The organism is Stenotrophomonas sp. 05L414_2 (genome assembly GCF_056397905.1).
Window position 1 is genome coordinate 1 of record NZ_JBFTOJ010000047.1, and the last position, 24117, is coordinate 24117.

Annotated in this window: 15 protein-coding genes and 1 pseudogene; 7 read left to right on the plus strand and 9 right to left on the minus strand. The window is 64.9% G+C overall.

Features of this window, described 5'->3' with window-relative positions; translation table 11 throughout:
* Positions 1-103 precede the first annotated feature (103 nt).
* Entirely contained in the window at positions 104-643 is a 540-nt protein-coding gene (locus AC1DJN_RS08830; protein WP_478039099.1) for a C40 family peptidase, read from the minus strand.
* Between the two features lie 111 nt (positions 644-754).
* Here AC1DJN_RS08830 and AC1DJN_RS08835 point away from each other — a divergent pair, with 111 nt between their 5' ends.
* From AC1DJN_RS08835 to AC1DJN_RS08860, 6 genes are all read left to right on the plus strand, one after another.
* The gene (locus AC1DJN_RS08835) at positions 755-1237 is read left to right on the plus strand and encodes an FKBP-type peptidyl-prolyl cis-trans isomerase (RefSeq protein ID WP_025876084.1); all 483 of its coding nucleotides are present in this window, start codon (positions 755-757) and stop codon (positions 1235-1237) included.
* A 99-nt stretch (positions 1238-1336) separates the two neighbouring features.
* On the plus strand, positions 1337-2581 hold the full coding sequence (locus AC1DJN_RS08840) for a DUF418 domain-containing protein (RefSeq protein ID WP_032975042.1): 1245 nt from the start codon (positions 1337-1339) through the stop codon (positions 2579-2581).
* A gap of 171 nt (positions 2582-2752) precedes the next feature.
* Entirely contained in the window at positions 2753-4111 is a 1359-nt protein-coding gene (gene gorA / locus AC1DJN_RS08845; protein ID WP_478039096.1) for a glutathione-disulfide reductase, read from the plus strand.
* A 255-nt stretch (positions 4112-4366) separates the two neighbouring features.
* Positions 4367-5287, plus strand: coding sequence for a DMT family transporter (locus AC1DJN_RS08850; protein ID WP_478039097.1), 921 nt, complete (start codon positions 4367-4369; stop codon positions 5285-5287).
* Positions 5194-5622 carry an MGMT family protein gene (locus AC1DJN_RS08855; RefSeq protein ID WP_394122484.1) on the plus strand — a complete coding sequence of 143 codons (429 nt, stop codon included), beginning with the start codon at positions 5194-5196 and terminating at the stop codon, positions 5620-5622. The genes AC1DJN_RS08850 and AC1DJN_RS08855 overlap by 94 nt, the downstream gene beginning before the upstream one ends.
* Before the next feature lie 93 nt (positions 5623-5715).
* Positions 5716-6390: a rhomboid family intramembrane serine protease gene (locus AC1DJN_RS08860; RefSeq protein ID WP_025876091.1), complete on the plus strand. Its 675-nt coding sequence runs from the start codon at positions 5716-5718 to the stop codon at positions 6388-6390.
* Between the two features lie 108 nt (positions 6391-6498).
* Here the strand turns inward: AC1DJN_RS08860 and AC1DJN_RS08865 are convergent, their stop codons facing one another.
* Both AC1DJN_RS08865 and AC1DJN_RS08870 read right to left on the minus strand, forming a co-directional pair.
* The gene (locus AC1DJN_RS08865) at positions 6499-8085 is read right to left on the minus strand and encodes a phytoene desaturase family protein (protein ID WP_032975040.1); all 1587 of its coding nucleotides are present in this window, start codon (positions 8083-8085) and stop codon (positions 6499-6501) included.
* Complete coding sequence (locus AC1DJN_RS08870) at positions 8082-8564, minus strand: VOC family protein (RefSeq protein WP_032975039.1); 483 nt, start codon at positions 8562-8564, stop codon at positions 8082-8084. Before AC1DJN_RS08870 ends, AC1DJN_RS08865 begins: the two co-directional genes overlap by 4 nt.
* Positions 8565-8689: 125 nt before the next feature.
* On the opposite strand from AC1DJN_RS08870, the gene AC1DJN_RS08875 reads away from it, so the two are divergent.
* The gene (locus tag AC1DJN_RS08875; protein WP_032975038.1) at positions 8690-10345 is read left to right on the plus strand and encodes a saccharopine dehydrogenase family protein; all 1656 of its coding nucleotides are present in this window, start codon (positions 8690-8692) and stop codon (positions 10343-10345) included.
* A gap of 62 nt (positions 10346-10407) precedes the next feature.
* Here the strand turns inward: AC1DJN_RS08875 and AC1DJN_RS08880 are convergent, their stop codons facing one another.
* The 6 genes and pseudogenes from AC1DJN_RS08880 to AC1DJN_RS08905 form a co-directional block, all read right to left on the minus strand.
* Entirely contained in the window at positions 10408-12414 is a 2007-nt protein-coding gene (locus AC1DJN_RS08880; RefSeq protein ID WP_025876099.1) for a M13 family metallopeptidase, read from the minus strand.
* A gap of 311 nt (positions 12415-12725) precedes the next feature.
* Positions 12726-14831 (minus strand): M13 family metallopeptidase, encoded by a 2106-nt coding sequence (locus tag AC1DJN_RS08885; RefSeq protein ID WP_478039098.1) that lies wholly within the window; start codon positions 14829-14831, stop codon positions 12726-12728.
* Between the two features lie 189 nt (positions 14832-15020).
* Complete coding sequence (locus AC1DJN_RS08890; RefSeq protein ID WP_032975037.1) at positions 15021-17888, minus strand: TonB-dependent receptor domain-containing protein; 2868 nt, start codon at positions 17886-17888, stop codon at positions 15021-15023.
* 181 nt (positions 17889-18069) lie between these two features.
* Complete coding sequence (locus tag AC1DJN_RS08895; RefSeq protein WP_478039100.1) at positions 18070-20103, minus strand: alpha/beta hydrolase family protein; 2034 nt, start codon at positions 20101-20103, stop codon at positions 18070-18072.
* A 160-nt stretch (positions 20104-20263) separates the two neighbouring features.
* Positions 20264-23068, minus strand: a complete 2805-nt coding sequence (locus tag AC1DJN_RS08900; protein WP_282279979.1) for a TonB-dependent receptor domain-containing protein — start codon at positions 23066-23068, stop codon at positions 20264-20266.
* Between the two features lie 389 nt (positions 23069-23457).
* Positions 23458-24117: pseudogene (locus AC1DJN_RS08905) on the minus strand (TonB-dependent receptor); the annotation flags it as partial.

Below are 24117 nucleotides of genomic sequence, written 5' to 3' on the forward strand. Positions count from 1 at the left end.
GTAAAAGCAGTAGTAAAAGCAGTAATAAGTTAAAAATTCCGTTAATAAATCGTTAGTCACGCCGTGATGTTTGTCACAGTTTTGAACATATCGCCTGTTCATTTTAGCGAAGGACGCGTTTCGCCCCTGTGTAGTGGTCCTTCCAATAGGTGCCACTGAGCGAATCCAGGCGGACCGTTCCGCCGGTGCTCGGGGCGTGCACGAATCGACCTTCGCCCACGTAGATGCCGACGTGGCTGACACTGCCGCGACTGCCAAAAAAGACCAGGTCGCCGGTTGCCAGGCGCTTCGGATCGATCTTCGGCCCCTGTACCGCCGCCAGGTCGCGTGAGGTCCGCGGCAGCTTCAGGTCCAGCATTTCACGGTAGACGTAAGCGACCAGGCCGCTGCAGTCGAAGCCGGATTCGGGCGTGTTGCCGCCGTAGCGATAGGGCGTGYCGACCAGGCTGATGGCGCGCATCAGCACTGAATTGGCGGCCTCGGGGTTGTCCGGCGTGGTGCTGGGCCAGCTGGCCGCAGGCGGCGGCGGTGCGGAACGGACGGCCTTGCCGCCGCCGCAGGCGGTCAGCAGCAGGGGCAGGGCCAGCAGCAGGGCGGGCGCGAGGAGCCGGCGCGTGCCGGACGAAACTGGCGTGATGTGCATGTTCTCCGGATAATGCGCGACCTTGGATTGGCCGTCATGATGGCGGCGTCCCCGCCGGGCGACAACCCGCCCCAACCCGCCTGCCTCCGGCAGATCCAGACAGAGTTGCGCATGAAGATCGAAAAAGACCGCGTTGTCCGCTTCCACTACACCGTCTCCGAGGCCGGCCAGGAGCCGATCGAATCGTCCAAGGACCGCGGCGAGCCGCTGGCGATCCTGATCGGCCACGGCAACATCATCCCGGGCCTGGAAAACGCCATGATGGACAAGGAAGCCGGCGCGACCTTCGACGTCGACGTCAAGGCGGCCGATGCCTACGGCGAGCGCCGTGATGGCCTGTCCCAGCGCGTGCCGAAGAAGCACTTCGGTACCGCCAAGCTGGTCCCGGGCCAGCAGGTCGTGCTGCAGACCAACTTCGGCCCGCGTGCCGTGACCGTGCAGAAGGTCGGCATGAGCGTGGTCGACGTCGACCTGAACCATCCGATGGCCGGCAAGGACCTGCATTTCGACGTCGAGATCGTCGACGTGCGCGAAGCCGGCAAGGAAGAGCTCGAACACGGCCACGTCCACGGTGACGGTGGTCACCAGCACTGATCGCACCGCGATCGTGATGGCAGCAACGGCCCGCTTCGGCGGGCCGTTGCGTATCTGGAACAGGGCGGGGCCATCCATGGCCCGCAGGCCGGCGGCATAATGACGGACCTGCACGCCGGATGCCCCGTGAACACCGCTTCCCCTTCCCTGCAACCGGTGGCTTCCGGCGAACGCATCGCCGTGCTGGACATACTGCGTGGCTTCGCCCTGCTGGGCATCCTGCTGATGAACATCGAGGCCCTCAGCGGGCCGCTGGACCTGGCCTTTACGGGCATCGACGCGCATTGGCAGGGCATCGACTACTGGGCCGATGCCTTCGTCTATGTGTTCGTGCAGGGAAAATTCTTCACCCTGTTCTCGCTGCTGTTCGGGGCGGGCTTTGCGGTGATGGCCCAGCGCGCCGAGGCGGCGGGTCGCCAGTTCACTCCGTTCTACCTGCGCCGCAGCGCCGGGCTGCTGCTGATCGGCCTGTGCCATGCACTGCTGGTCTGGTCGGGCGACATCCTGGTGCTGTATGCGCTGGCCTCGCTGCCATTGCTGGCCTGCCGTGAGGCACCGCGCAGCTGGCTGCCCTGGATGGGGTTGCTGGTGTATGCGCTGGGTGTTGCGCTGATGCTGCTGGTCGGCGCGATGGTGTCGATGGCCACCCCGCAGGACCTGCAGAAGATGCTGGTCGACGCGCAGCAGGGCATCGACCAGCAACGCCTGGTGTACGGCCAGGGTGACTGGATGCAGGCCAACGTGCAGCGCCTGCATGAGTTCGGCGCGTCGCTGGGTGGCATGTTCATTTCCGGGCCCGAAGTGCTGGGCATGTTCCTGCTGGGTGCCTGGTTCGCCGGCAGCGGCGCATTGACCGCGCCGGAGCGTTTCCCGCGGTTGTATGCCGGCCTGCGCTGGATCGCATTGCCGCTGGGCCTGCTGGCCACCCTGGCAGGTGTGTTGTGGAAGCCGTATCTGGCGCCGGGTGTCTATGACCTGCCGACCACTGCGGCAATGGCACTGGTGGCCGTGGGCGGTGTGCCGATGTGCCTGGGCTACCTGGCCTGGATCGTGCACTGGCGCGCGCGCATGGGCTGGCTGGCGCCGGTCGGTCGGATGGCGTTGACCCACTACCTTGTCCAATCGGTGGTCTGCACGCTGCTGTTCTATCACTACGGGCTGGGATGGTTCGACGTGCTGCCGCGTGCCTGGCAGCTGCTGTTGGCACTGCTGCTGTTTGCAGCGCAGGTGATCTTCAGCCACCTGTGGCTGCGCCGTTTCCGCTTTGGTCCGATGGAATGGCTGTGGCGTGCGATGACGTACCGGCAGTGGCCAGCACTGCGCCGTGGGGCCGGGCAGGCGTGATCGATGCCGGCCGCGCGCGTTTCGAACTGCGTGGCTGCATGCCCTCACGTCTGGCCTGCAGCGGGCCATGGCATGCTCGCAGCAGCATGGGTGACGGCGCCAACCCGCTGCCTGCCGATCTTCGTTGCGGGCGCTCGCCCGCCATCTTCCCTGTCGACTCGAGCGATTGCGATGAATACTCCCTCTTATGATTACGATCTGATCGTCCTTGGCGGCGGTTCCGCTGGCCTAGCCGGTGCCATCCGCGCTGCGCAGCATGGCAAGCGGGTTGCCCTGCTGGAGCCGGGTGAACTGGGGGGCACCTGCGTGAATGTCGGGTGCGTGCCGAAGAAGGCGATGTGGCTGGYCGCCGATCTGGCCGAGCGCATCGGCCTCGCCAGCGCGATGGGCTTCGACGTGGCGCCGCGTCCGGCGCTGTCGTGGAAGGAACTGGTGATCCATCGTCAGGCCTACATCAGCAACATCCACACCAGCTATCACAAGCGCCTGGATGAAACCGGCGTGGTGCGCATCCCTGCCCGCGGCCATCTGCTGGACGCGCACACGGTGGCGTGCAGTGATGGCGTGCGTTACAGCGCTGCGCAGATCCTCATCGCCACCGGCGCCCATCCGCAGCGGCCGGACATTCCCGGCGCCGAACTGGGCCTGGTATCCGACGATTTCTTCGACCTGCGTGCGGCACCGGCCGAGGTCGCCATCATCGGCGGCGGCTACATCGCRGTGGAACTTGCCGGGCTGTTGCAGGCGCTGGGCAGCAAGGTGAGCCTGCTGGTACGTGGCAGCCGCTTGCTGGAGCGCTTCGACTACGAGCTGACCGCGCAGCTGGCCGAGAACCTGCGCCAGCAGGGCGTGCGCATCCACTTCGATTACCGTCTGCGTGAGTTGAAGCGCGACGGCGAACGCGTGCGCGCGTTCGGCCATGACGGCCCGATCGACAGCGTGTTCGACGCCGTGTTCTTCGCTACCGGCCGGCGCGGCAACAGCAAGGATCTCGGCCTGGAAGCACTGGGCATCGGCATCGGCGAACACCAGCAGGTGGAGGTGGACGAGTGGCAGACCACGGCGGTGCCAAGCGTGCATGCGGTCGGTGACATCGCAGGCAAGGTCGGCCTGACGCCGGTCGCCGTGGCTGCAGCGCGACGCCTGATGGATCGTCTGTTTGGTGGTCGCCCGGATGCGAAGATGGATTACGACAACGTGGCCAGCGTGGTGTTCTCGCACCCGCCGCTGGGCGCGGTAGGCATGAGCGAGGAAGATGCACGTGCGCGCTTCGAGCAGGTGACCGTGTACCACAGCCGGTTCCGGCCGATGCTGCAGGCGCTGGCCAACGGCACCCAGCGCAGCCTGTTCAAGATGGTCTGYGCCGGCCCRGAGGAGCGYGTGGTSGGCGTTCATCTGCTCGGYGAAGCGGCCGACGAGATCCTGCAGGGTTTCGCGGTGGCGGTGAAGATGGGGGCGACCAAGGCCCAGTTCGACGACACGGTGGCGATTCACCCGACGTCTGCTGAAGAAGTGGTGTTGATGCGCTGAGCCGACACTCACGGTAGTGCCGGCCGCTGGCCGGCAACCTCGACAGCAACGGCAACGGCAACAGCAAAAAGCTGGGTTCTTGTGGGATGGCGGGGTGGGTGTCGACCTTGGTCGACATGTAGATCCACGCCATGCGTGGATCAGGAGTTGCAGTGAGCATGAACGGACATCGGATCGTTCGCCCGGAACTGCCATGAGACAATTGGAAGCAATCCAGCTGCTTCCAGCCGCCCCATGCGGCCCGTTTTCTTCCTGATGTCCACTTCTTCCCCCCGTATCGCCACCACGTCCCCGCGCATCGCTCTGGGCGGCATCGGCCTGGCTGCGATCGGCGCCATTGCCGCCTCGGGCAAGGCGATCATCGTCAAGCTGGGGCTGYGCCATGGCGTGGACGCGACCACGCTGCTGGCGCTGCGCATGCTGATGGCRCTGCCGCTGTTCGCGTTGATGGCGGTGTGGGCCTCGCGCCGTGCCGAGCGACTGTCCTGGGCCGACCGCGCGCGCGTGCTGTGGCTTGGCTTCACCGGTTACTACCTGTCCAGCCTGCTGGATTTCCAGGGCCTGCAGTACATCAGCGTGACCCTGGAACGGTTGATCCTGTACTTGAACCCGACCCTGGTGCTGCTGATCAACGTGCTGCTGGCGCGGCAGCAGCCGGGTCGGTGGCAGGTCGGCGCGCTGGTGCTCAGCTATCTCGGCGTGCTGATCGCGTTCGGCCATGACCTGCAGCGGGAGGGTGGGCAGATCATCCTCGGCAGCCTGCTGGTGCTGGGCAGTGCGCTCAGCTATGCGCTGTATCTGTTCGGCAGCGGCCAGGTGGTCGCCCGTATCGGCGCGGTGCGTCTGACCGCCTACGCCAGCTGCGTGGCCAGCGTACTGGTGCTGCTGCATTTCACCATTACCCATCCGCTGCCGTTGCTGTGGCAGGCCCCCGCTGCCGTGCAGTGGCTGTCGCTGATCAACGCGACGGTCTGCACCGTGCTGCCGGTGCTGGCGATCATGCTGGCGGTGCAGCGCGTCGGCTCGTCGCTGGCTGCGCAGGTGGGTATGCTGGGCCCGGTTTCCACCATCGTGATGAGCCTATGGCTGCTCGACGAACCGATGGGGCCGGCGCAGATCGCCGGCACCGTGCTGGTCCTGATCGGCGTGCTGCTGGTGACGCGGCTGCGCCGCTGACGCCGGAGCAGGCGCGTGCCCGCATCCTGGCGGTGATCCATGCGATCCCGCCAGGGCAGGTGATGGGCTACGGGCAGGTCGCGATGCGCGCCGGCCTGCCCGGACGCGCCCGGCTGACTGCACGCATCCTCGGCCAGAATGACGATCCCTCGCTGCCCTGGCACCGGGTGCTGCGCTCGGATGGGCGCATCGCCATGGCTGAAGGTTCGGCCGGCTGGCGCGAACAATCGCAGCGGCTGCGCGCCGAGGGTGTCATCGTCGAAAACGGCCGGGTGCGGATGCCCGCGACCGACCCGGCGGCGGCGCTGGATGCGGCCGTATGGGGGCCGGGCTGATCGCTGCCTGCGACTGAACGGGCGGCCGTCCGCGCTGGTCAAAAAGGGCCGGTGCTGCGGCTATGATGGAGGCCGTTCCATGCCGGTGTCCCCATGTTCCCGCGACTGCCAACCGTCACCAAGGCCCTGTTGATCGCCAACGCGATCCTGTTCCTGCTGCAGCAGCCGTTCCTGCTCGGCATGCAGACCTTCGAGCCGTTCATGCTGCAGCCGCTGCAGCAGGGCTTCGATGCGTTCTCGCCGGGCGGCAATTTCCAGCCCTGGCAGCTGCTGACCTACGGCTTCCTGCATGGCAGTTTCTTCCATCTGTTCTTCAACATGCTGGCCGTCTTCATGTTCGGCGCGCCGCTGGAACAGACCTGGGGTGAGAAGCGCTTCCTGACCTACTACCTGGTGTGCGTGGTCGGCGCCGGCCTGTGCCAGTTGCTGGTCGGCACGATGCTCGACAATCCGGCCACGGTGCTGGGCGCGTCCGGTGGTGTGTTCGGCCTGCTGCTGGCTTACGGCATGCTGTTCCCCAACCAGCGGGTGATGCTGCTGTTCCCGCCGATTCCGATGAAGGCGCGTACGTTCGTGATCCTGTTCGGCGTGGGCGAGCTGGTGCTGGGCATGACCGGCTGGCAGCCGGGCGTGGCCCATTTCGCGCACCTGGGCGGCATGCTGTTCGGCTGGCTGCTGATCCGCTACTGGCGTGGCCAACCGCCGTTCAACAAGCGTCGTCCCCCGGGCCCGCCGAAGCGCCCGAACCACCTGCGCAGCGTGAAGTGAGGCACAGGTGGGTGCCAACCTTGGTTGACACGCCTTGACGCCGGTAGGTGCCAACCTTGGTTGGCACGCTTTGACGCCGGTAGATGCCAACCTTGGTTGGCACGCATTTCATGCATCGGCCAGCACGACCTGCGCCGCGTTGTGCCCGGGCGCGCCGGTGACCCCGCCGCCCGGATGCGTACCCGCACCGCACAGGTACAGGCCGGGCAGGGCGCCGCGATAGCCGGCCTGGCCGACCATCGGCCGCGCCGAGAACAGCTGGTTGGCGCTGAGCGCACCGTGGAAGATGTCGCCACCGATCAGCCCGAATGTCCGTTCCAGATCCAAGGGTGACAGTGCCTGTCGACCAAGCACGCTGTCGGCGAAGCCGGGGGCGTAGTGATCGACGGTGGCGATCATCAGGTCGGCGACGGTGTCGCGGTGATCATCCCAGTGTCGGCCATCGGGCAATTCCGGCGCCACGTGCTGGCAGAACAGGCTGGCCACATGCTGCCCGGGTGGCGCCAGCGAATCATCCAGCGTGCTCGGAATCAGCATCTCCACGATCGGCTCGCGCGACCAGCCCTCGCGACGTGCATCCAGCCAGGCACGGTCCATGTAATCCAGGCTGGGCGCCATGATGATGCCGGCACTGAGGTGATCACCGGGGCCGGGCAGGGCACGGAAATCCGGCAGCCGCGACAGCGCCACGTTCATCCGGAACGTGCCCGAGCCGCAGCGCCAGTTCGCCATGCGTTCACGGGTGGTGGCGGGAACCTGGGCGGGCTGCAGCAGTTGTTCGTACAGCAGCTTCGGGTTGACGTTGGCCACCACGGCACGTGCGCGCAGGCTCTCGCCGCCGGACAGCGCGACGCCAACCACGCGCCCGTCCTCAACCAGCAGGCGCTGCACGCCGGCATCGACGCGCAGCTCGGCGCCGGCCGCACGCGCGGACGCGGCGATGGCCTGGCTGATCGCGCCCATGCCACCGATGGCGTGGCCCCACGCGCCCTTTACCCCGTTGCACTGGCCGAACACGTGATGCAGCAGTACGTAGGCGCTGCCTGGCGTGTACGGGCTGGCGTAGTTGCCAACAATGCCATCGAAACCAAACAGGGCTTTGATCGGCTCGCTTTCGAACCAGCGATCCAGGTACTCGGCGGCCGACAGCGTGAACAGATCCAGCAGTTCCTGGCGCAGTGCAGGGTCGAGTGCGGCCAGCTCCCGTCCCAACCGGCCCATCTGCCACAACGCCGGCAACGCACGCCAGCCAGCCATCACCCCGAGGTCGGGCGGCGGACGCAGCGCCCAGTCGCGCAGCACATCGGCAAATACCTCCAGGCGCGCTTCATAGGCGGGCAGCGCCTGCGCATCGCGTTCGGAGAACTTCGCCACCTCGGCCTGGGTGCGGCCAGGTGCGGACAGCAGGTAGCGGCCATCAGGCAATGGCAGGAAGTTGTTGGCCGGCCGCGCGACGATGCGCAGCCCGTGCGCATGCAGCTGCAGCTCCTCGATCACCTTCGGCTGCAGCAGCGACACCGTGTACGAGGCCACCGAGTTGCGGAAGCCCGGGTGGAACTCCTCGGTGACAGCCGCACCGCCAAGGATGCCGCGACGCTCCAGCACCAGCACCCGTTGCCCCGCGCGCGCCAGATACGCCGCACACACCAGCCCGTTGTGGCCGCCACCAACGATGATCGTGTCCAACGTCGTCATGCGTTGCGGATCGCCGCTTCGATGGTGGCGATGTCGATCTTCTTCATCGGCATCATCGCGTTGAAGGCGCGCTTGGCCAGGGCCTTGTCCTTGCTGGTCACCGCGTCGATCAGCATGCGCGGGCTGATCTGCCAGGACACGCCCCATCGGTCCTTGCACCAGCCGCATTGGCTTTCCTGGCCACCGTTGCCGACGATGGCATTCCACAGGCGATCGGTCTCGGCCTGGTCCTCGGTGGAAATCTGGAACGAGAACGCTTCGCTGTGCTTGAAGGTCGGGCCACCATTGAGGCCGACGCAGGGAATGCCGCAGACCGTGAATTCGACGGTGAGCACGTCCCCCTGCTTGCCGTCGGGGAAGTCGCCGGGCGCGTGATGCACAGCGGTTACTTCGCTGTCGGGAAAGGTCTTCGCATAGAACGTGGCGGCCTCGAGCGCGCCGTTGTCATACCAGACGCAGATCGTGTTCTTGTGAGCCATGGCGGGGCTCCGCAGTGGACGAAGGCGCAGCGATAGCATGGGCGGTGTTAATGCCGGATCGTGCTGCACTGCGGGAGCTGTCGGCGCCGCGCTACCATGGCCGGACGACACGACAGGGATGATGCGTGAAGATCCTGATTCTGGGTGGATATGGGGTGTTCGGGGGGCGTCTGGTCCGCTTGCTGGCCGACCTGCCGATGCTGGAACTGCTGATTGGTGGCCGCAACCTGGCGGCGGCACAGGCCTTCTGCGCAAGCTATGTGGGGCAATCGACGCTGCGTCCACTGCAGGTCGACCGGCAACGGCTGGCCACGGCCCTGCAGGCCGAGCGACCGGACCTGGTGGTGGATGCCTCCGGTCCTTTCCAGGACTATGGCGAACACCGCTATGGCGCGATCGAAGCCTGCATCGCCGCCGGCATTGATTATCTGGACTTCGCCGACGCGGCAGACTTCGTATTCGGGGTTTCGCAGTACGACGCGCAGGCCAGGGCGGCTGGCATCTACGCACTGTCAGGCGTCAGCAGTTTCCCGGTATTGACCGCGGCAGTGCTGCGCGAGATGGCCACGCACATGGACATCGTCAGCGTGGAAGGCGGCATCGCGCCATCGCCCTATGCCGGCATCGGCCTGAACGTGATGCGTGCGGTGGTCGGCTATGCCGGTGCGCCGGTGAAGCTGCGCCGCAACGGTCGCGATGGGCACGGCATCGGCCTGGCCGAGAGTCGCCGCTTCACCGTCGCGGTGCCGGGGCGGCTGCCGCTGCGCAACCTGCATTTCTCGCTGGTGGATGTGCCGGATCTGCAGGTGTTGCCACCCGAACATCCGACGATGACCGACATCTGGATGGGGGCTGGCCCGGTGCCGGAGATCCTGCATCGCGTGCTCAATCTGCTGGCCAAGGCGCGCCTGCGCCTGAAACTGCCATCGCTGGAGCCATGCTCGCGGTTGTTCTATACCGTGTTGAACCTGATGAAGTTCGGCGAGCATCGCGGCGGCATGATCGTGCGCGCCGTGGGCACCCGCGATGGTGCGCGTGTGGAACAGAGCTGGCACCTGCTGGCCGAGGCCGATGACGGCCCGTACATTCCGTCGATGGCGATCGAAGCGGTGATCCGCAAGCAGCTGGCCGGTGATCGGCCGTCACCGGGTGCACGCCCGGCCACGCATGCGCTGGAACTGTCCGACTACGACCGGCTGTTCGACGGACGCACGATCCATACCGGTTTCCGCCGCGACATGCCCGGTGCCAGCCTGTACCAGCGCCTGCTGGGCAGCGCGTACGCGCAGCTGCCGGCCAGCGTGCAGGCGTTGCATGCACCGTCTGCCGCCAAGCGCTGGAGCGGGACGGCATCGGTCGAACGCGGTGGTGGGTTGTTGTCGCGGTTGCTGGGGAAAGTGTTCGGTTTTCCGGCAGCGGGCGAGGCAGTGCCGGTCAGCGTGGAGTTCACCGCAGAGGCGGGTGGTGAGCGCTGGACGCGGACCTTTGCCGGCCGTCGTTTCTCTTCGTTGCAGACGCAGGGGCAGGGGCGCAACGAAGCGCTGCTGGTCGAACGCTTCGGTGCGGTATCGGTAGCGTTGGCACTTCTGGTCGACAACGGGCGGCTGCAACTGGTGCCGCGACGCTGGTCGATCCTGGGCCTGCCGTTGCCGCAGTGGCTGTTGCCCGGGGAGAACAGTTTCGAGGGTGATGAGGATGGGCGCTTCGTCTTCGACGTGGAGATCGGCGCGCCGGTGGTGGGGCGGATCGTGCATTACCGGGGAACGTTGAAGCCCGCGTGATGTCCACCGACGAAAAAGGGCGCCATGAAGGCGCCCTTTCCGTTATTGCTGTTGCATGAACCTCAGCGCCAGACCTTGATCTGCTCGCCGTCGGTGCGCTGCATCGGCTGGCCCGGCTTGCAGCTGAAGCTGGCGCCGAACGCCGGCAGGTTCGACAGCGGGCCGTTGGTGCGCCAGCGGCCCGGTGCACGGATGTCGGCGGTCAGGCGGCGTGCGGCCTCGTTCGGCGACAGCTGCTGCGGCCACAGCGCAGCCCAGGCGCGGAAGAAGCCCTGCTGCTGTGCCGGCTTGGCCTTCGGCTCCTGCGCGGTGTACGCGGCCCAGGCCAGCTCCAGACCGGCGATGTCGGCCAGGTTCTCTTCCTGGGTCAGCGTGCCGTTGACCTTGGCCCCCTTCACGCCGGGGAACTCGTAGGCGCCGTACTGGCTGGCGACACGGGTGCCGAGCAGGGTCCAGGCGGTCTTGTCGGCCGGGGTCCACCAGCTGCGCAGTTCGCCCTTGGCATCGACCAGCGCACCCTTGGCATCGATCGCACGGGTCAGCTCGTGGCCGACCAGGCCGCCGAAGCTGCCGAACTTGTCGGCGGCATCGGCCTTGGCGTTGAACACCGGGCCCTGCAGGATCGCCGCAGTGACGATCAGCCGGTTCTGCGCCAGGTCATAGGCCAGCGACGGCTGCTGCGGCAGCACGTCCCAGCGGCGGTCGGCGTTGCCCTTGCCGATGCGCTTCATTTCCTCGCGGTGGCGCCAGGTGGACGCGATCAGCATGTTGCCGCCGAACGAACCACGGCCCATCGGCTGCACGCTGTAGTCCAGGTCACGCAGCGGGGTGCCGATCTCGATCTTCAGCGCGGCCAGCTTGGCCTGTGCTTCGGTCTTGGCCTCGGCGCTCATCCAGCTGTTGTTCTTGACCGCTTCGATCTGCACTTCACGTACCTTGTCGACGATCCAGGCCGCCTGGCGGCGGTCTTCGGCGGACAGGTAACGGGCTGCGTATTCGCGGCCGACCATCGGGCCAGCGGCCACGTTGATCGCGTCCAGCACGCTTTCCCAGCGCTGCGGCGGCAGGGTTTCACCACGCAGCACGCGGCCACGGAATTCGAACTCCGCATCGCGGTAGGCCTTGGACAGGTACGGCGCCATCGAGTCGCCCACGCGCCAGCGCAGGTAGGCCTTCCACTGGTCCGGCTTGAGCTTGGTGACCATGCCGTCGAGCTGCTTGAACAGCGCCGGATCGGCCAGCGACACCAGGTCATCGTTGACGCCCTGCGCCTTCAGGAACGCATCCAGCTGCAGGTTGCGGTAGCGGCTGTTGAGGTCCTTGGTGGAGATCGGCGCGTAGTTGTTGAACGGGTTGTTGATGCCCGCCAGCGACTGCGCATTGCGGGCCAGTTCGGTTTCCAGCGCGATCACCGCCTGCGACTCGGCGTCCAGCTTGGCGGCCGGGGTGCCGGTCAGTGCGAGGATCTGCTTGACGTAGTTGCGATAGCGGCCCATCAACGCGACGGTGTCGGCGTCGGTGCGGGTATAGAAGGCCGGATCAGGCAGGCCCATGCCGCCCTGCATGAAGTAACCGATGTGGCGGTCCAGCGCCTTCAGGTCCACGTCCGGACCGAAGTTGAAGGCCACCGGGATGCCGACCTGGTGCAGCGCGGCGATCGAGGCCGGGACATCCTTGGCCTTCTTGATCGCGTTGATGCGGGTCAGCAGCGGTGCGATCGGGTTGGAGCCGTCGGCTTCCACGGCCGCTTCGTCCAGGCCGCTGGCCCAGAAGTCGCCCAGCAGCTTCTGCACGTTGCCCTGCGGCGCCTTCATCGAGGCGTCCAGCAGTTCACGCTGTTGCTGCCGGCTGCGGTCGACCAGCTGGCCCAGTGCGGTGGCGGCGCCGGTCTGCGGCACCGGGTTGGCCTTCAGCCAGCCTGCGTTGGTGGCGTCGTAGAAATCGCTGCACTGCGCACTGACGGCCGGGGCGCGTGCGGCCTTCTTCTTGGCGGCGAACGCATCGTGGGTCGGAACCAGGGTCGCCAGGCTGATGCCCAGGGCGATGGCAAGCGGACGGAAGTTGGGCATGTAGAACGAATCCGTGATGGATTGAGGGCGGGCGAACTATAGCAAGCTGCGCATGGGCACGGGATGCACGCATCACGGTGGTTCCGCCGGGCATGGCCCGGCGCTACCGGGGGGGTGGCATGGGCAGGGGATGCACACCTCATGGTGGCTCCTTTGTGCCATGCGCCGAGCAAGGTCGGCCTCTACCAGCGGCTTGGGCAAGCGCCGGCGCCAGTAGAGCCACGCCATGCGTGGCTGCGGCCACCGCGCGGAAAAACAAAGGCCCGGGAAATCCCGGGCCTCTGCAGGCAAGCCGTGGCCTCAGCCGTGGCTTACCAGATCACCACCTGCGAGTCGCCGGTGCGCGACATCGGCGTGCCCGGCTTGCACTGGAAGGCCGCGGTGAAGGTCGGCAGGTTCGACGGCGCACCGACGGCGCGGAACTGCGCCGGCGCGTGCGGGTCGGTTGCCAGGCGGACCTTGGCGTTCTCCGGGGTGTACTTGGTGCGCCACACGGTGGCCCAGTTGAAGAAGAAGCGCTGATCGCGGGTGAAGCCATCGATCTTCGCGTCTTCCTTGCCGGCCGATGCCTTCTGCAATGCGTCGTAGGCGGTGGCCAGGCCACCCAGGTCGGCGATGTTTTCGCCCAGGGTCAGATGGCCGTTCACGGCCTGGCCGTCGACCTTGTACTGGTCGAACTGCTTGACCAGCTTGCCGGTCAGGCCAGCGAAATTCTTCGAGTCGGCTTCGGTCCACCAGTTCTCGAAGTTGCCGGTCGGCCCGAAGCGGCTGCCCTGGTCGTCGTAACCGTGGGTCATTTCGTGGCCGATGACCGCACCGATACCGCCGTAGTTCAGCGCGTCGTCCGCCTTGGCATCGAAGAACGGCGGCTGCAGGATGGCGGCCGGGAACACGATCTCGTTCTGCAGCGGGTTGTAGTAGGCGTTGACCGTCTGCGGGGTCATGCCCCACTCGGTCTTGTCCACCGGCTTGCCGATCTTGGCCAGGTTGTACTGGTAGTTGAACGCGGTGGCCGCGCGCACGTTGCCCAGGTAGCTGTCACGGTTGGTCTGCAGGCCCGACCAGTCACGCCACTTGTCCGGGTAACCGATCTTCGGAGTGAAGGTTTCCCACTTGGCGATGGCCTTGGCCTTGGTCTCTTCGCTCATCCAGGACAGGCCCTGGATGCGTTCCTTCAGCGAAGCGGCCAGGTTCTTCACCAGCTCTTCCATCTTCGCCTTGGCTTCCGGCGAGAAGGCGACCTTCACGTACAGCTGGCCGAAGGCTTCGCCGGCATCGCTCTCGATGGTGCCCAGCACACGCTTCCAGCGCGGCTTCTGTTCCTTCTGGCCATTGAGGGTCTTGCCGTAGAACTCGTAGTTTTCCTGCACGAACGCATCGGCCAGGTACGGCGAGGCGCCGTCCACGGTGTGGAAGCGCAGGTAGGCACGCCACACCGACGGATCGGTATCGCCCAGCGCCTTGCTCACTTCCTGGTGGAAGGCCGGGATGGCCAGCGAGAACTTCTCCGGCGCGGCCACGTTCTGCGACTTGAAGAACTCGGTCCAGCTGAAGTTCGGGGTCAGCGCATCGGCCTCGGCCAGGCTGACCGGGTGGTAGTACAGCGAGACATCGCGCGACAGCTCGACGCTGGACTTGGACGCCTTGGCCAGGCGGGTCTCGAACTTGACGACTTCTTCAGCCTGCTTTGCGGCATCGGCAGCGGCCACGCCGGACAGCTCCAGCACCTTGGCCACGTGGGCCTGGTAAGCCTTCAGTTTGTCGGCCTTGGACGCATCGGTATAGAAGGTCTTGTCCGGCAGGCCCAGGCCGCCCTGGCTGGCGTAGGCCATGTTCACGGCCGAGTTCTTGAAGTCGGCTTCGGCGCCGAAGCCGAACAGCACGTTCTCGCCCTTGGCAGCGCTGGTGCGCAGGTAGTTGGCGATGGCGGCCTTGTCCTGCAGGCCGTCGATCGCGGCCAGGTCGGCCTTCAGCGGCTCGATGCCCTGGGCGTYGACCTTGGCTTCGTCCATGCCGGTGGCCCACAGGTCGCCGACGATCTTCTCGATGCCGGCCGGGTTCTTGACCTGCGCGACCTGCTCGGCCAACTGGTGCTGCACGGCCACCGAACGCTCGTCGAGGATGGTGAAGGCGCCCCAGCTGGTGCGGTCGCCCGGAATCTCGTTGGCGGCCAGCCACTTGCCGTTGACGTAGTCGCCGAAGGCGGTGCAGGCGTCAAGGTTGCTGTCCAGATCGCTGGCCTGGAAGGCGTTGTAGGCCGGCAGCTTGCTCTCGTCGAGCTTGTAGGTGGTGGCGGCGTCGGCCGCGGCCGGCGTGGAGGCGGTGGCATCCTTTGCCGGGGTTTCGTTCTTGCCGCAGCCGACCAGCGCGGCCGAAACGGCCAGGGTCAGCAGCACGATCTTGGGAGTACGGGTCACTTGAATGGCCTCCAGGCCGAGTGAGTCAGGGAAGGGCCGGGGGAACGGCCGTGGGCCGAACGATACGCCGCCGGCCCACACTGCAAGGGTGTCGAAGGTCATGGCCAGGCGCAAGGGGGCCTTGCCGGCACCGGAAAAGACAGACCCGGCAAAAGCCGGGTCTGTCGGGGTACTGCCTGTTTTGCTGGATCAGAACTTGTACTTCAGACGCACGAACGGGGTGCGGCCGTACAGATCGTACTGGGTGGCAAAAGCTGCGATGTTGCCGTAGCGCGCATCGCTCACACCGGTGGAGATCAGCGGCGGGGTCTTGTCGAAGATGTTGCTGACGCCCACCAGGATTTCCCAATCAGCCTGCGAGTAGCTGACCGAAGCGGTGTGGTAGGTCCGCGAATCAACCGTGATGTCACGGTAGGAGTTCGGACGGCCCTGGTAGATGAACACCGGATCCAGATCGATGTCCTTGGTCTTGTGGATGTAGGTGGTCAGCCAGTTGAAGGTCCAATCACCACGGGTCAGGCTCAGTGCCAGGTTACCCACGACCTTCGGACGGCCGATGTCACCCAGCAGTTCGTTCGAGGACAGGCCGCTTTCCTCTGCGCTGGAGAAGACCTGCTGCGTATCTTCGATGGTGTAGGTGACCTGCGTTTCGGCCGAGAACTTGCCGAACGAGAAGTCATGGTCGAAGTTGGCGGTCAGATCGTAGCCACGTGTACGCTGCTTGTTGATGTTGACGTACTGGTTGAAGACGTCGGTGATGTTCCATGCCTCGTCACCGGTACCCGGGTTGCGCACCAGCAGGCCGCAGAATGCGTTCGGGAACACGGCAGCGCCGTAGCAGCCCTTGACGATGTCGGCGGTGGTGATCTGGCCGATTTCGTTCTTCACCTGGTAATCGAAGTAATCGATTGCCACGCTCAGGTTGGCGAAGGTCGGGGTGAACACGATACCGGCGGTCTTGGCACGCGAGGTTTCCGGAATCAGCTGGCCAGCGCCGCCACCAGAGTAGACGGTAGCGCTGCTGCCGTTGCCGGCGTAGTCGGCCGGAATGCCAGCGGCGGCGCAGTTGGTCTGGTAGTTGGTGTTGGAGCTTTCACCCCAGCGGATGCATGGGTCGATGCCGGTCTGGCCGAGGAAGCCGGTCTGGTTGCCCAGGTACAGCTCGTACAGGCCCGGAGCGCGGTAGGAGGTGCCGATCGAACCGCGCAGGCGCAGCGACGGGATGACCTGCCAGTTCAGACCCACCTTCCAGACCTCGTCGGTGCCATCCACCGAGTCATACTGGAACGCACGGCCCGAAGCATTCAGGCTGAGCGATTCGATCGCCGGCAGGCCCTTCAGCAGCGGCACGTCGAACTCGACGAACGCTTCCTTCACGCGGTCATCGCCCTTGGTGACGTTTGCCGAGCTTGAACCCCACAGGTCCTGTGCCTTAGACAATTCACCCGGCTGATCGTTGATCGAGTAGTAGCGGTATTCCAGGCCAGCGGCCACGCCGACGGCACCGGCCGGCAGCTCGAACAGATCGCCGCTGACGATCGCATTGATCGTGGCCTGCTTGTAGATGGTCTTGCCCCAGTCCCACACGCCGAGGAGGTTGGTCAGTTCGTCGACCTTCGCGCCGCTCAGGTAGCCCGGGTCGAGGTAGTTCAGCGTCGGCGCGTCGTCGGTGTAGTCAACGTCGCCGGTCTTGGAGGCCTGGATGCCCAGGTTGCCGTACTTGCCCTTGGAGTGGCTGAAGTTCGCATTGACTTCCCACGCCCAGGTGTCGGTGCCCTTGAACAGGCCGTCCAGCTTGGTGGCGCCGTAGAAGTAGTCAACGGTCACGTCCTGCTGTGACTTGAACGGCATGATCGGGCGGATGACGCCGGTGAAGCCGGAACCTGCCGGTGCCTGGATGCGCGGGAAGAACTGACGCCAGCGGAACGTCTCGGTTTCACGACGATTGAACAGGAACTGGGTCTTCCAGTTGATCGAGTCGAACGCGAAGTCAGTGGCAACGTAAACGCTCTTGCGTTCCTGCTGGTTGATGATCTGCTCTTCGCCGAAGCGCGCGAAGTTCAGCGGTTCATCGTAGATCGCATCGCGGCCGCCGGCATAGGTGCGGGTGGTACGCGGCCGATAGCCGGGCAGTGGGCCGATGGTATTGCCTTCCGGCGAAGGAACATAACGGACGGCACCGACGTCGACGACGTTGTGCAGCAGGTTGTTGCAGTTCGCCAGATCGGTGCCGGCAGTGATCGAACGATCCTGGCGGTCGATGCGGTTGCCGTCGGCATCCTTGATGAGGTCGTTGCTGCAGTTCAGGTAGTCGCGGTCATTGCGGGTCAGCGCATTGTGGCGATACCACTCGGCGGCGGCCACGATGCTGCCGTTGTCGAAGTTCCAGCCGTTGGCCAGAGATGCAGCAAATACCTCGCCACCGCCCTCGGTCGGCACGCGGCCGGTGACGGTCAGCTCCGGACGCTCGATGTTCTTCTTGGTGATCAGGTTGACCACGCCGGCCACCGCATCGGAGCCGTAGATGGAGGACGAACCGTCCTTCACGATCTCGGCGCGCTGCAGGATGGCGGTGGGAATGACGTTCAGGTCGAAGGCGCCGACGGCGCCGCGGGTACCGGCCGGGCCCGGACGCTGCCCATCCAGCAGCACCAGGGTGCGGTTGGCGCCCAGGCCGCGCAGCGACACGGTCTGCACGCCGGTGCCGCCGTCGACGACGAAGCCGCCGAACTGGTGGGTGATCTGCGTTTCAGCCGAACCAATGGCCGACTTCTGCAGGAACTCGGCGACGTTGACCTGACCCTGCTTGGCGTTGGTCTCGGCGTTGATGGTGAACACCGGCGAGGTGGTCTCGTAGTCCGCGCGGCGGATCAGCGAGCCGGTGACGGTGATCTTGTCAAGGTCGGTCGCACGCTGGTTGGAGGTGGAAGCGCTTGACGCCTTTGCTTCCTGCTGGGTGGTCTCCTGGGCCAGTGCCGGTGCGACCTGCAGGCAGGCCAGTACTGCGAGAGTCAGCGGGACGCGGCTTGGCTTGATGTGGCGGTTGGCGTTGCGCATTTCTTGGGATCCCCGTTTGTTATGCTTCGGTTAATGGAGTGTATGTGTGGCGTAAAGTAAATGCAACATGAATGGACTCTTTGCGTAACTTATTGTTGCTAAGGGGAAATTCAGGAATTCGGGCATTAAAAAACCCCGCCGGTTAAGCCGGCGGGGTTGTTGATCGGCCCCTCTGCTGGGGTTACAGGCCGCCCGGCCCGCAGTCCTTGGCCAGGTAGTCGGCCATCAGGGTGAGGGTCGTCTGGAAGTGGCGCGGGTACCACGGCATGCTGTGCGGCATGTCGGGAATCAGCTCGAACCGGGCCGGAACCTTGCCCTGCACGGCGGAATAGAAGTTGCGGGCATGGAACGCCGGCGTGCGTACGTCGCGGTCGCCGACGAAGGTCAGCAGCGGAATGGTGGCCTTGGCGGTGTTCTGCATCGGGTCCATGCCCTTGACGGTGCGGCCCTGCAGGATGCGTTGAAGGCGGTTCTGGCTCCAGGACGTGCCCAGCCGGCCCAGGTCGGTGACGGGTGCACCAGCAATGGCGCACTGGTACGGCGATGGGCTGCGTACGGTGGCCGCTGCTGCCGCGAAGCCGCCATAGGAGTAGCCGAAGATCGCGATGCGATCCTTCGCCGCGATGCCCTGCGACACCAGCCAGGCGGCACCGTCGTCCTTGTCATCCTGCATCTTCTGGCCCCACTGACCATCGCCGGCCAGCCACAGCTTGCGGCCCAGGCCGGAGCTGCCACGGTACTGGGGGCGCAGCACGGCATAGCCGCGCGAGGTGAAGAAGGGCACCCAGCCGGACACGTCCCAGCCCGTGTAGTCACGCGCCCACGGTCCGCCATGCGGATGCACCAGGGTCGGCAGTGGGCCGTCGCCCTGCTTCCAGCCTGCCGGCAGGTCGAGGATCGCCGGGATCTGCTGGCCATCACGGGCGGTGTAGGTCACCCAGCGCTGTTCGCCGATCTGCTTGCTGTCCACCCAGGGACGTTCGCTGCCCAGCGGCACCACGTCCTTACGGTCGGCCAGGATGTAGTAGCTCTTCGGGTTGCGGTTGCTTTCCGTAGTGAACAGTACGCGCGAGAGATCGTCGTTGTAGCCGGTGATGTAGACGGTCAGGCCCGGATAGGCTTTCTGCAGGCCCTCCTGCAGGCCTTTCATCTGCGGGTCGACATAGATCGCCTGGCGCTGCGGTCCATCGATGTAGAAGCCGAGCACCTGGTTGAAGTTGCTCTTGCGTGTGCCCAGGATCAGCGAGCTGATGGAGAAGGTCGGGTGGGCCGCCAGAGGCTCCTTGTCGAATTCCTTCTTGACCGGGTCATACAGTCGCGCCTGTACCAGATCGGAGAACTGGTCGRTCAGCACGTACAGCTTGCCGCTGTCATCGTCGATGCCGACCACGTCCACCGTGAAGCGTTCGCTCAGCTTGGTGGTCAGCGGCGCATGCACCTCGAACTGGCCGGCGCTGTTCTTGATCAGCACACGCTGTTCGAAATCCTCGGCCCCGCTGGATTCGATCTGCGTCTGGGTCACCACCTCGCCGGTGCGTGGGTGGAACAGGCCCGGGGTCGTGCGCGAGCTGCCCTTGAACAGCAGTTCGGTCTGCCCGGTGCGCAGGTTGAAGCGGTAGTAGTTGGCCTGCAGGGTGGCWTCATTGAGCTGGTTGATGATGACCCGGTCCGGGTCCAGCGGCAGCAGGTGCACCAGCGAAGCGGTGCCGGCCAGCTCCAGGCAGCGCAGCGTATCGGCACTGACGCCCAGCGTTCGCGTGTTGCTGGCAAAGGCCTCGTCGAACTTCGCCTGGCTGGCGTCGGTCAGGTAGGCCTTGGTCAGGAAGGTCTTGGTGGCACCGGTACTGTTGCCTTCACCGCAGCCGCCCAGCTTGCCGGTCCACTCCTGGCGGCTGATGACCAGGTTGCGCCCGGCCTTGAGCGCGCTGGCGGCGATGAATTTCATCCGATCGCCGGACGGGGTGATGGCCACCGGCCCGGCGGTAAGGTTGTCCAGGTTCCAGTTGGCCAGCGCAGTGTCGGCGTTGTTGCTGCCGGGGGCGGCAATGATGGCGACCAGCTGCTTGCCGTCGGCACTCATCGTGACCGACTGCAACGCGGGAATCTTGGCGAAATCCTCTGCGGGCAGAGGCGCGGCGGCGGCTTGGCCGACGCACAGGCCCAGCAGCATTGAAACGGCGGCACCCAGGCGGGCAGGCGTATATCGGAGTTGCATCATCAGCGGTTCCTTGTGGCGGGGCACGGCAACATGACCGGAAGATGAACGAAGCCTGGGTTCTCGTCAACTCCGCGTGAAGCCCATCCGCATGCGCACCATTGATGGAAGAGACCCCGCCGGAGCGGGGTCTTTTGCTGCAGGAAACGACGTCGACGGATCAGTTGTTGCCGAACTCGTACTTGGCCTGCACGTAGATGGCACGGCCATAAGCGTTGTACAGGTAGTTGTTGTACGGCTGGCCGCTGGTGCCGGCGAAGCTGTACCGCTGGTTGTCAGGCATCTTGTTGAACACGTTGTTGACCATCAGCGACAGGCTCAGGTTGTCCATCGCCCGATAGTTCACGCTCAGGTTGTAGGTGGTGTACGAACCCCACTTGCCGGCCTTGTAGCCGGAGCTGTGGACGTAATCGTAGCCATTGCCCAGGTAGGCCATGTAGTTCGGCGTCTTGCCGATGTAGTTGGCATACAGGGTGGTGGTCCACTTGTCCTTGGCCCAGCCGATCGAACCGTCGGCGCGCACCTTGGCGTACGAGTCGTACACCCACATCGCATACGGGTCGCGCAGCAGGTCCAGGTACTCATCGCCCGGCTGCGGTTGCAGTTCGCGCTTGAGCATGTCGGTGTAGTTGCCGGAGAACTGCAGCGAACCGAAGCGGCCGATGTCCTGTACGTACTTGAAGCTGGCCGTCAGCGCCTGCAGGTTCTGGCTGGCCACGTTCATCTTCGGCGTATAGATCTCATCGAGTACGCCGGAGGCGTCGCGGGTGATCCAGTCGCTGACGTTCTGGCAGCTGGCCGAGGTGTTGTTGGTCTGGCCGTTGCGGCAGTAATACTCGGCCAGCAGCAACTGGTCGGAACTGAGGGTGTTGACCTCGTTCTTGATCTTCCAGTTGTAGTAGTCCACCGACACCGACAGGTTGTTGATGGGCGCCCACACGATGCCGGCGTTCCAGACATCGGCGGTGATCGGCTCAAGGTCCGGGTTGCCGGATTGGGTGCCGAACACCGACACGCTGTCATACGGGCAGCCGGTGGTGTTGGCCGGGTCGTAGCCCAGCTGGCCGCAACGGTAGTAGTCGGTGGAGCCGTTGGCGTAGTAGCCGCTGACACCCTGGAAGGCATCGGACAGGGTGGGCGCGCGGAACGCGGTGCCGTACTTGCCACGGAACAGCAGGCTGTCGATCGGCCGGAATTCCAGGCCGACGCTGTAGGTCGCCTTGTCGATGGTGTTGCCACCGATCTTGAAGGCGTCGTAGCGGCCGGAGCCGGTCACCGTCAGTGATTCCAGCAACGGCATGCGCAGTTCGCTGGTCACCGCGTAGCTGCTGCGATGGCCGGCGCCGGAAACCGCGGTGGTGCCCCACACGCTGCCATCCACCAGGCGGGTATCGGGCGTGTAATCCCAGCCTTCGCTGCCGCCTTCAACCACCACTGCGAAGCCGGCGTCGCCGCCGGGCAGCTTGAACAGCGCACCATTGGTGACCTGCGCACGCAGCAGGTTCTGCCAGGTGCGGCTCTGGCTGTAGGTGTAGCCGGTGAAGCTCTGGAAATCACCGCTCGGCAGTGGCGAGTAGAACGCTTCCCAGTCCGGGCTGTAGATGTTGTACCCGGTGCTGGTGGTGCCCAGCACCGGCCCCAGCACACGCTGCTCGAAGTAGTCGTTGATCGGATCGTTCCAGCGCACGAAGTTGCGCTCGGTCAACTTGTATTCGCCGCGGGTGAAGCTGGCACTGTAATCCCAGCTGCCTGCCGTGCCGCGGCCGCCGAGCGTGACCTGGTAAGCCTTGTTGCGATCGGTGTTCATGATGTCGCGATAGCCGCCGGCGCCGATGTCCTCCGGCGCGAACACGCGCTGCAGGTTCATGTACTGGCCGCTGTCCTGATCGTAGAAGCGGCCCCATCCGGAGGAGGTGCCCCACCAGGTGTAGTTCGAGCCTGTGGCGTACTTCACTTCTTCCAGGCTGTAGAGCGCGTCGCCGAACAACTGGAAGTTGTCGTTCACATCGAAGGTCATCGAGCTGTAGATCTGCCCGCTTTCCTTGCCGTTCTTGATGGTCTTGTAGCCGGTGCCATAGACCGAACCGCAGGCCTGGCCGGTTGGCCGGGTGCCGAGCACGGTGGTGCCGTCGAACTGGCCCGCCACGTTGGCGCACAGGTTCGGGTCCATCATCGCGTAGCGGTTGCTGTTGGCCGGCAGCAGTACCAGGAAGTCGTTGGAGACGTACTGGGGGCTGTAGCCGTCGGGATTGTTGACCTTGGTCAGGTCACGCTGGTAGCCCCAGATCGGGCTGGTTTTTTCGTACTGCACGTTGACCAGCGCATGGAATCGATCGTCGACACCGTTGAAGCCGCGCGCCGCACTGACGCGTACGCTGTTGCCGCCGCCTTCGGAGTAGGCACCGCCACGGACGTTGAGCACACCGCCATCCATGCGCTCCTTGAGGATGATGTTGACCACGCCGGCGATCGCATCCGAACCGTACAGCGACGACTGGCCGCCGGGCAGGATCTCGATGCGCTCGACGATGTCGATCGGAATGCCGCTGATGTTGTTGAAACTGTCGCTGCCGTTGTACAGCGCCGGATACGAGAGCATCGGGCGGCCGTTGATCAGGTACTTGGTGTAGCCGGGGCTGAGCCCGAACATGCCGGCGGCCTCGGCACCCTGGGTGAACGAAGCGGAGGTCTGCCCGCCCTGCAGGCCGCCGGTCGACAGCGAGGACTGCTGCAGGACGTCGGCGACGCTGGTGAAACCGCGGGTCTGGATGTCCTCGGCGGTGACGGTCAGGACCGGCGTGTGGTTCTCGATCTGCGTCTGCGGGATCAGTGAGCCGGTGACGGTGACGCGGTCAAGCTGTGTCGGGCCGGTGTCCTGCGCGTGGGCTGCGCCGGAGGCGATCAGGGTGCCGATCAGGGCAAGGGTCAGGGGGTGACGCGAAGGCGTGGAGCGATGGCGAGACATGATGGATCCCCGTAATGAGCGATGTCGTCTGGCTGATGTCCTCCCTGACATCTTCATGATGTGTTCAGTTGCAATCCATTCAGCCGGACCGTAACACGACGTTCACGTTGTCAAAACGGACCCGTCACACGGATGTGCTGCTTATCGGAAGAAAAGTCCTTTGAAATCAGTGCGTAAACGCGATTGTCTAGGAATGTTTCAAAATGTTGCGTTGCAGAACAGAATTGATCGAAGACGATTTGTAGTATGTAGATCAATGGCTTGCTGGCTTCGCGGAGACTTTTCTGATTAATTAATTTATGAGACTGGTTTCGATGTTCCGTCTCAATTGACGGGCATGAAAAAGGCCCCGCCGAAGCGGGGCCTTTTGTGCAGTTCCGGCCCGGCGCTTACTTCCCGCCGAACTCGTACTTGGCCTGCACGTAGACCGCACGGCCGTAGGGGTTGTAGATGCTGCTGTTGTACGGTGCGCCGATGTTGCCGGCGTAGCTGTGGGCCTGGCCGTCGGGCATCTTGTTGAACACGTTGTTGACCATCATCGACAGCGTCAGGTTGTCCATCGCCTGGTAATTCACGCTCAGGTTGTAGGTGGTGTACGAGCCCCACTTGCCGGCCTCGTAGCCGGACGGATGCACGTAGTCGTAGCCCTTGCCCAGGTATGCCATGCGGTTGGGCGTCTTGCCGATGTAGTTGAAGTACACGGTGGTGGTCCACTTGTCCTTCGCCCAGCCCACCGCACCGTCGGCACGCACCTTGGCGTACTGGTCGTAGTTCCACATCGCGTACGGGTCGCGCAGCAGGTCCAGGTACTCGTCGCCCGGCTGCGGCTGCAGTTCGCGCTTGATCATGTTGGTGTAGTTGCTGGAGAACTGCAGCGCACCGAAGCGGCCGATGTCCTGTACGTACTTGAAGCTGGCCGTGACCGCCTGCAGGTTCTGGCTGGCGATGTTCATCTTCGGCGTGTAGATCTGGTCAAGCTTGCCGGCGCCATCACGGGTGATCCAGTCGCTGACGTTCTGGCAGCTGGCCGAGGTGTTGTTGGTCTGGCC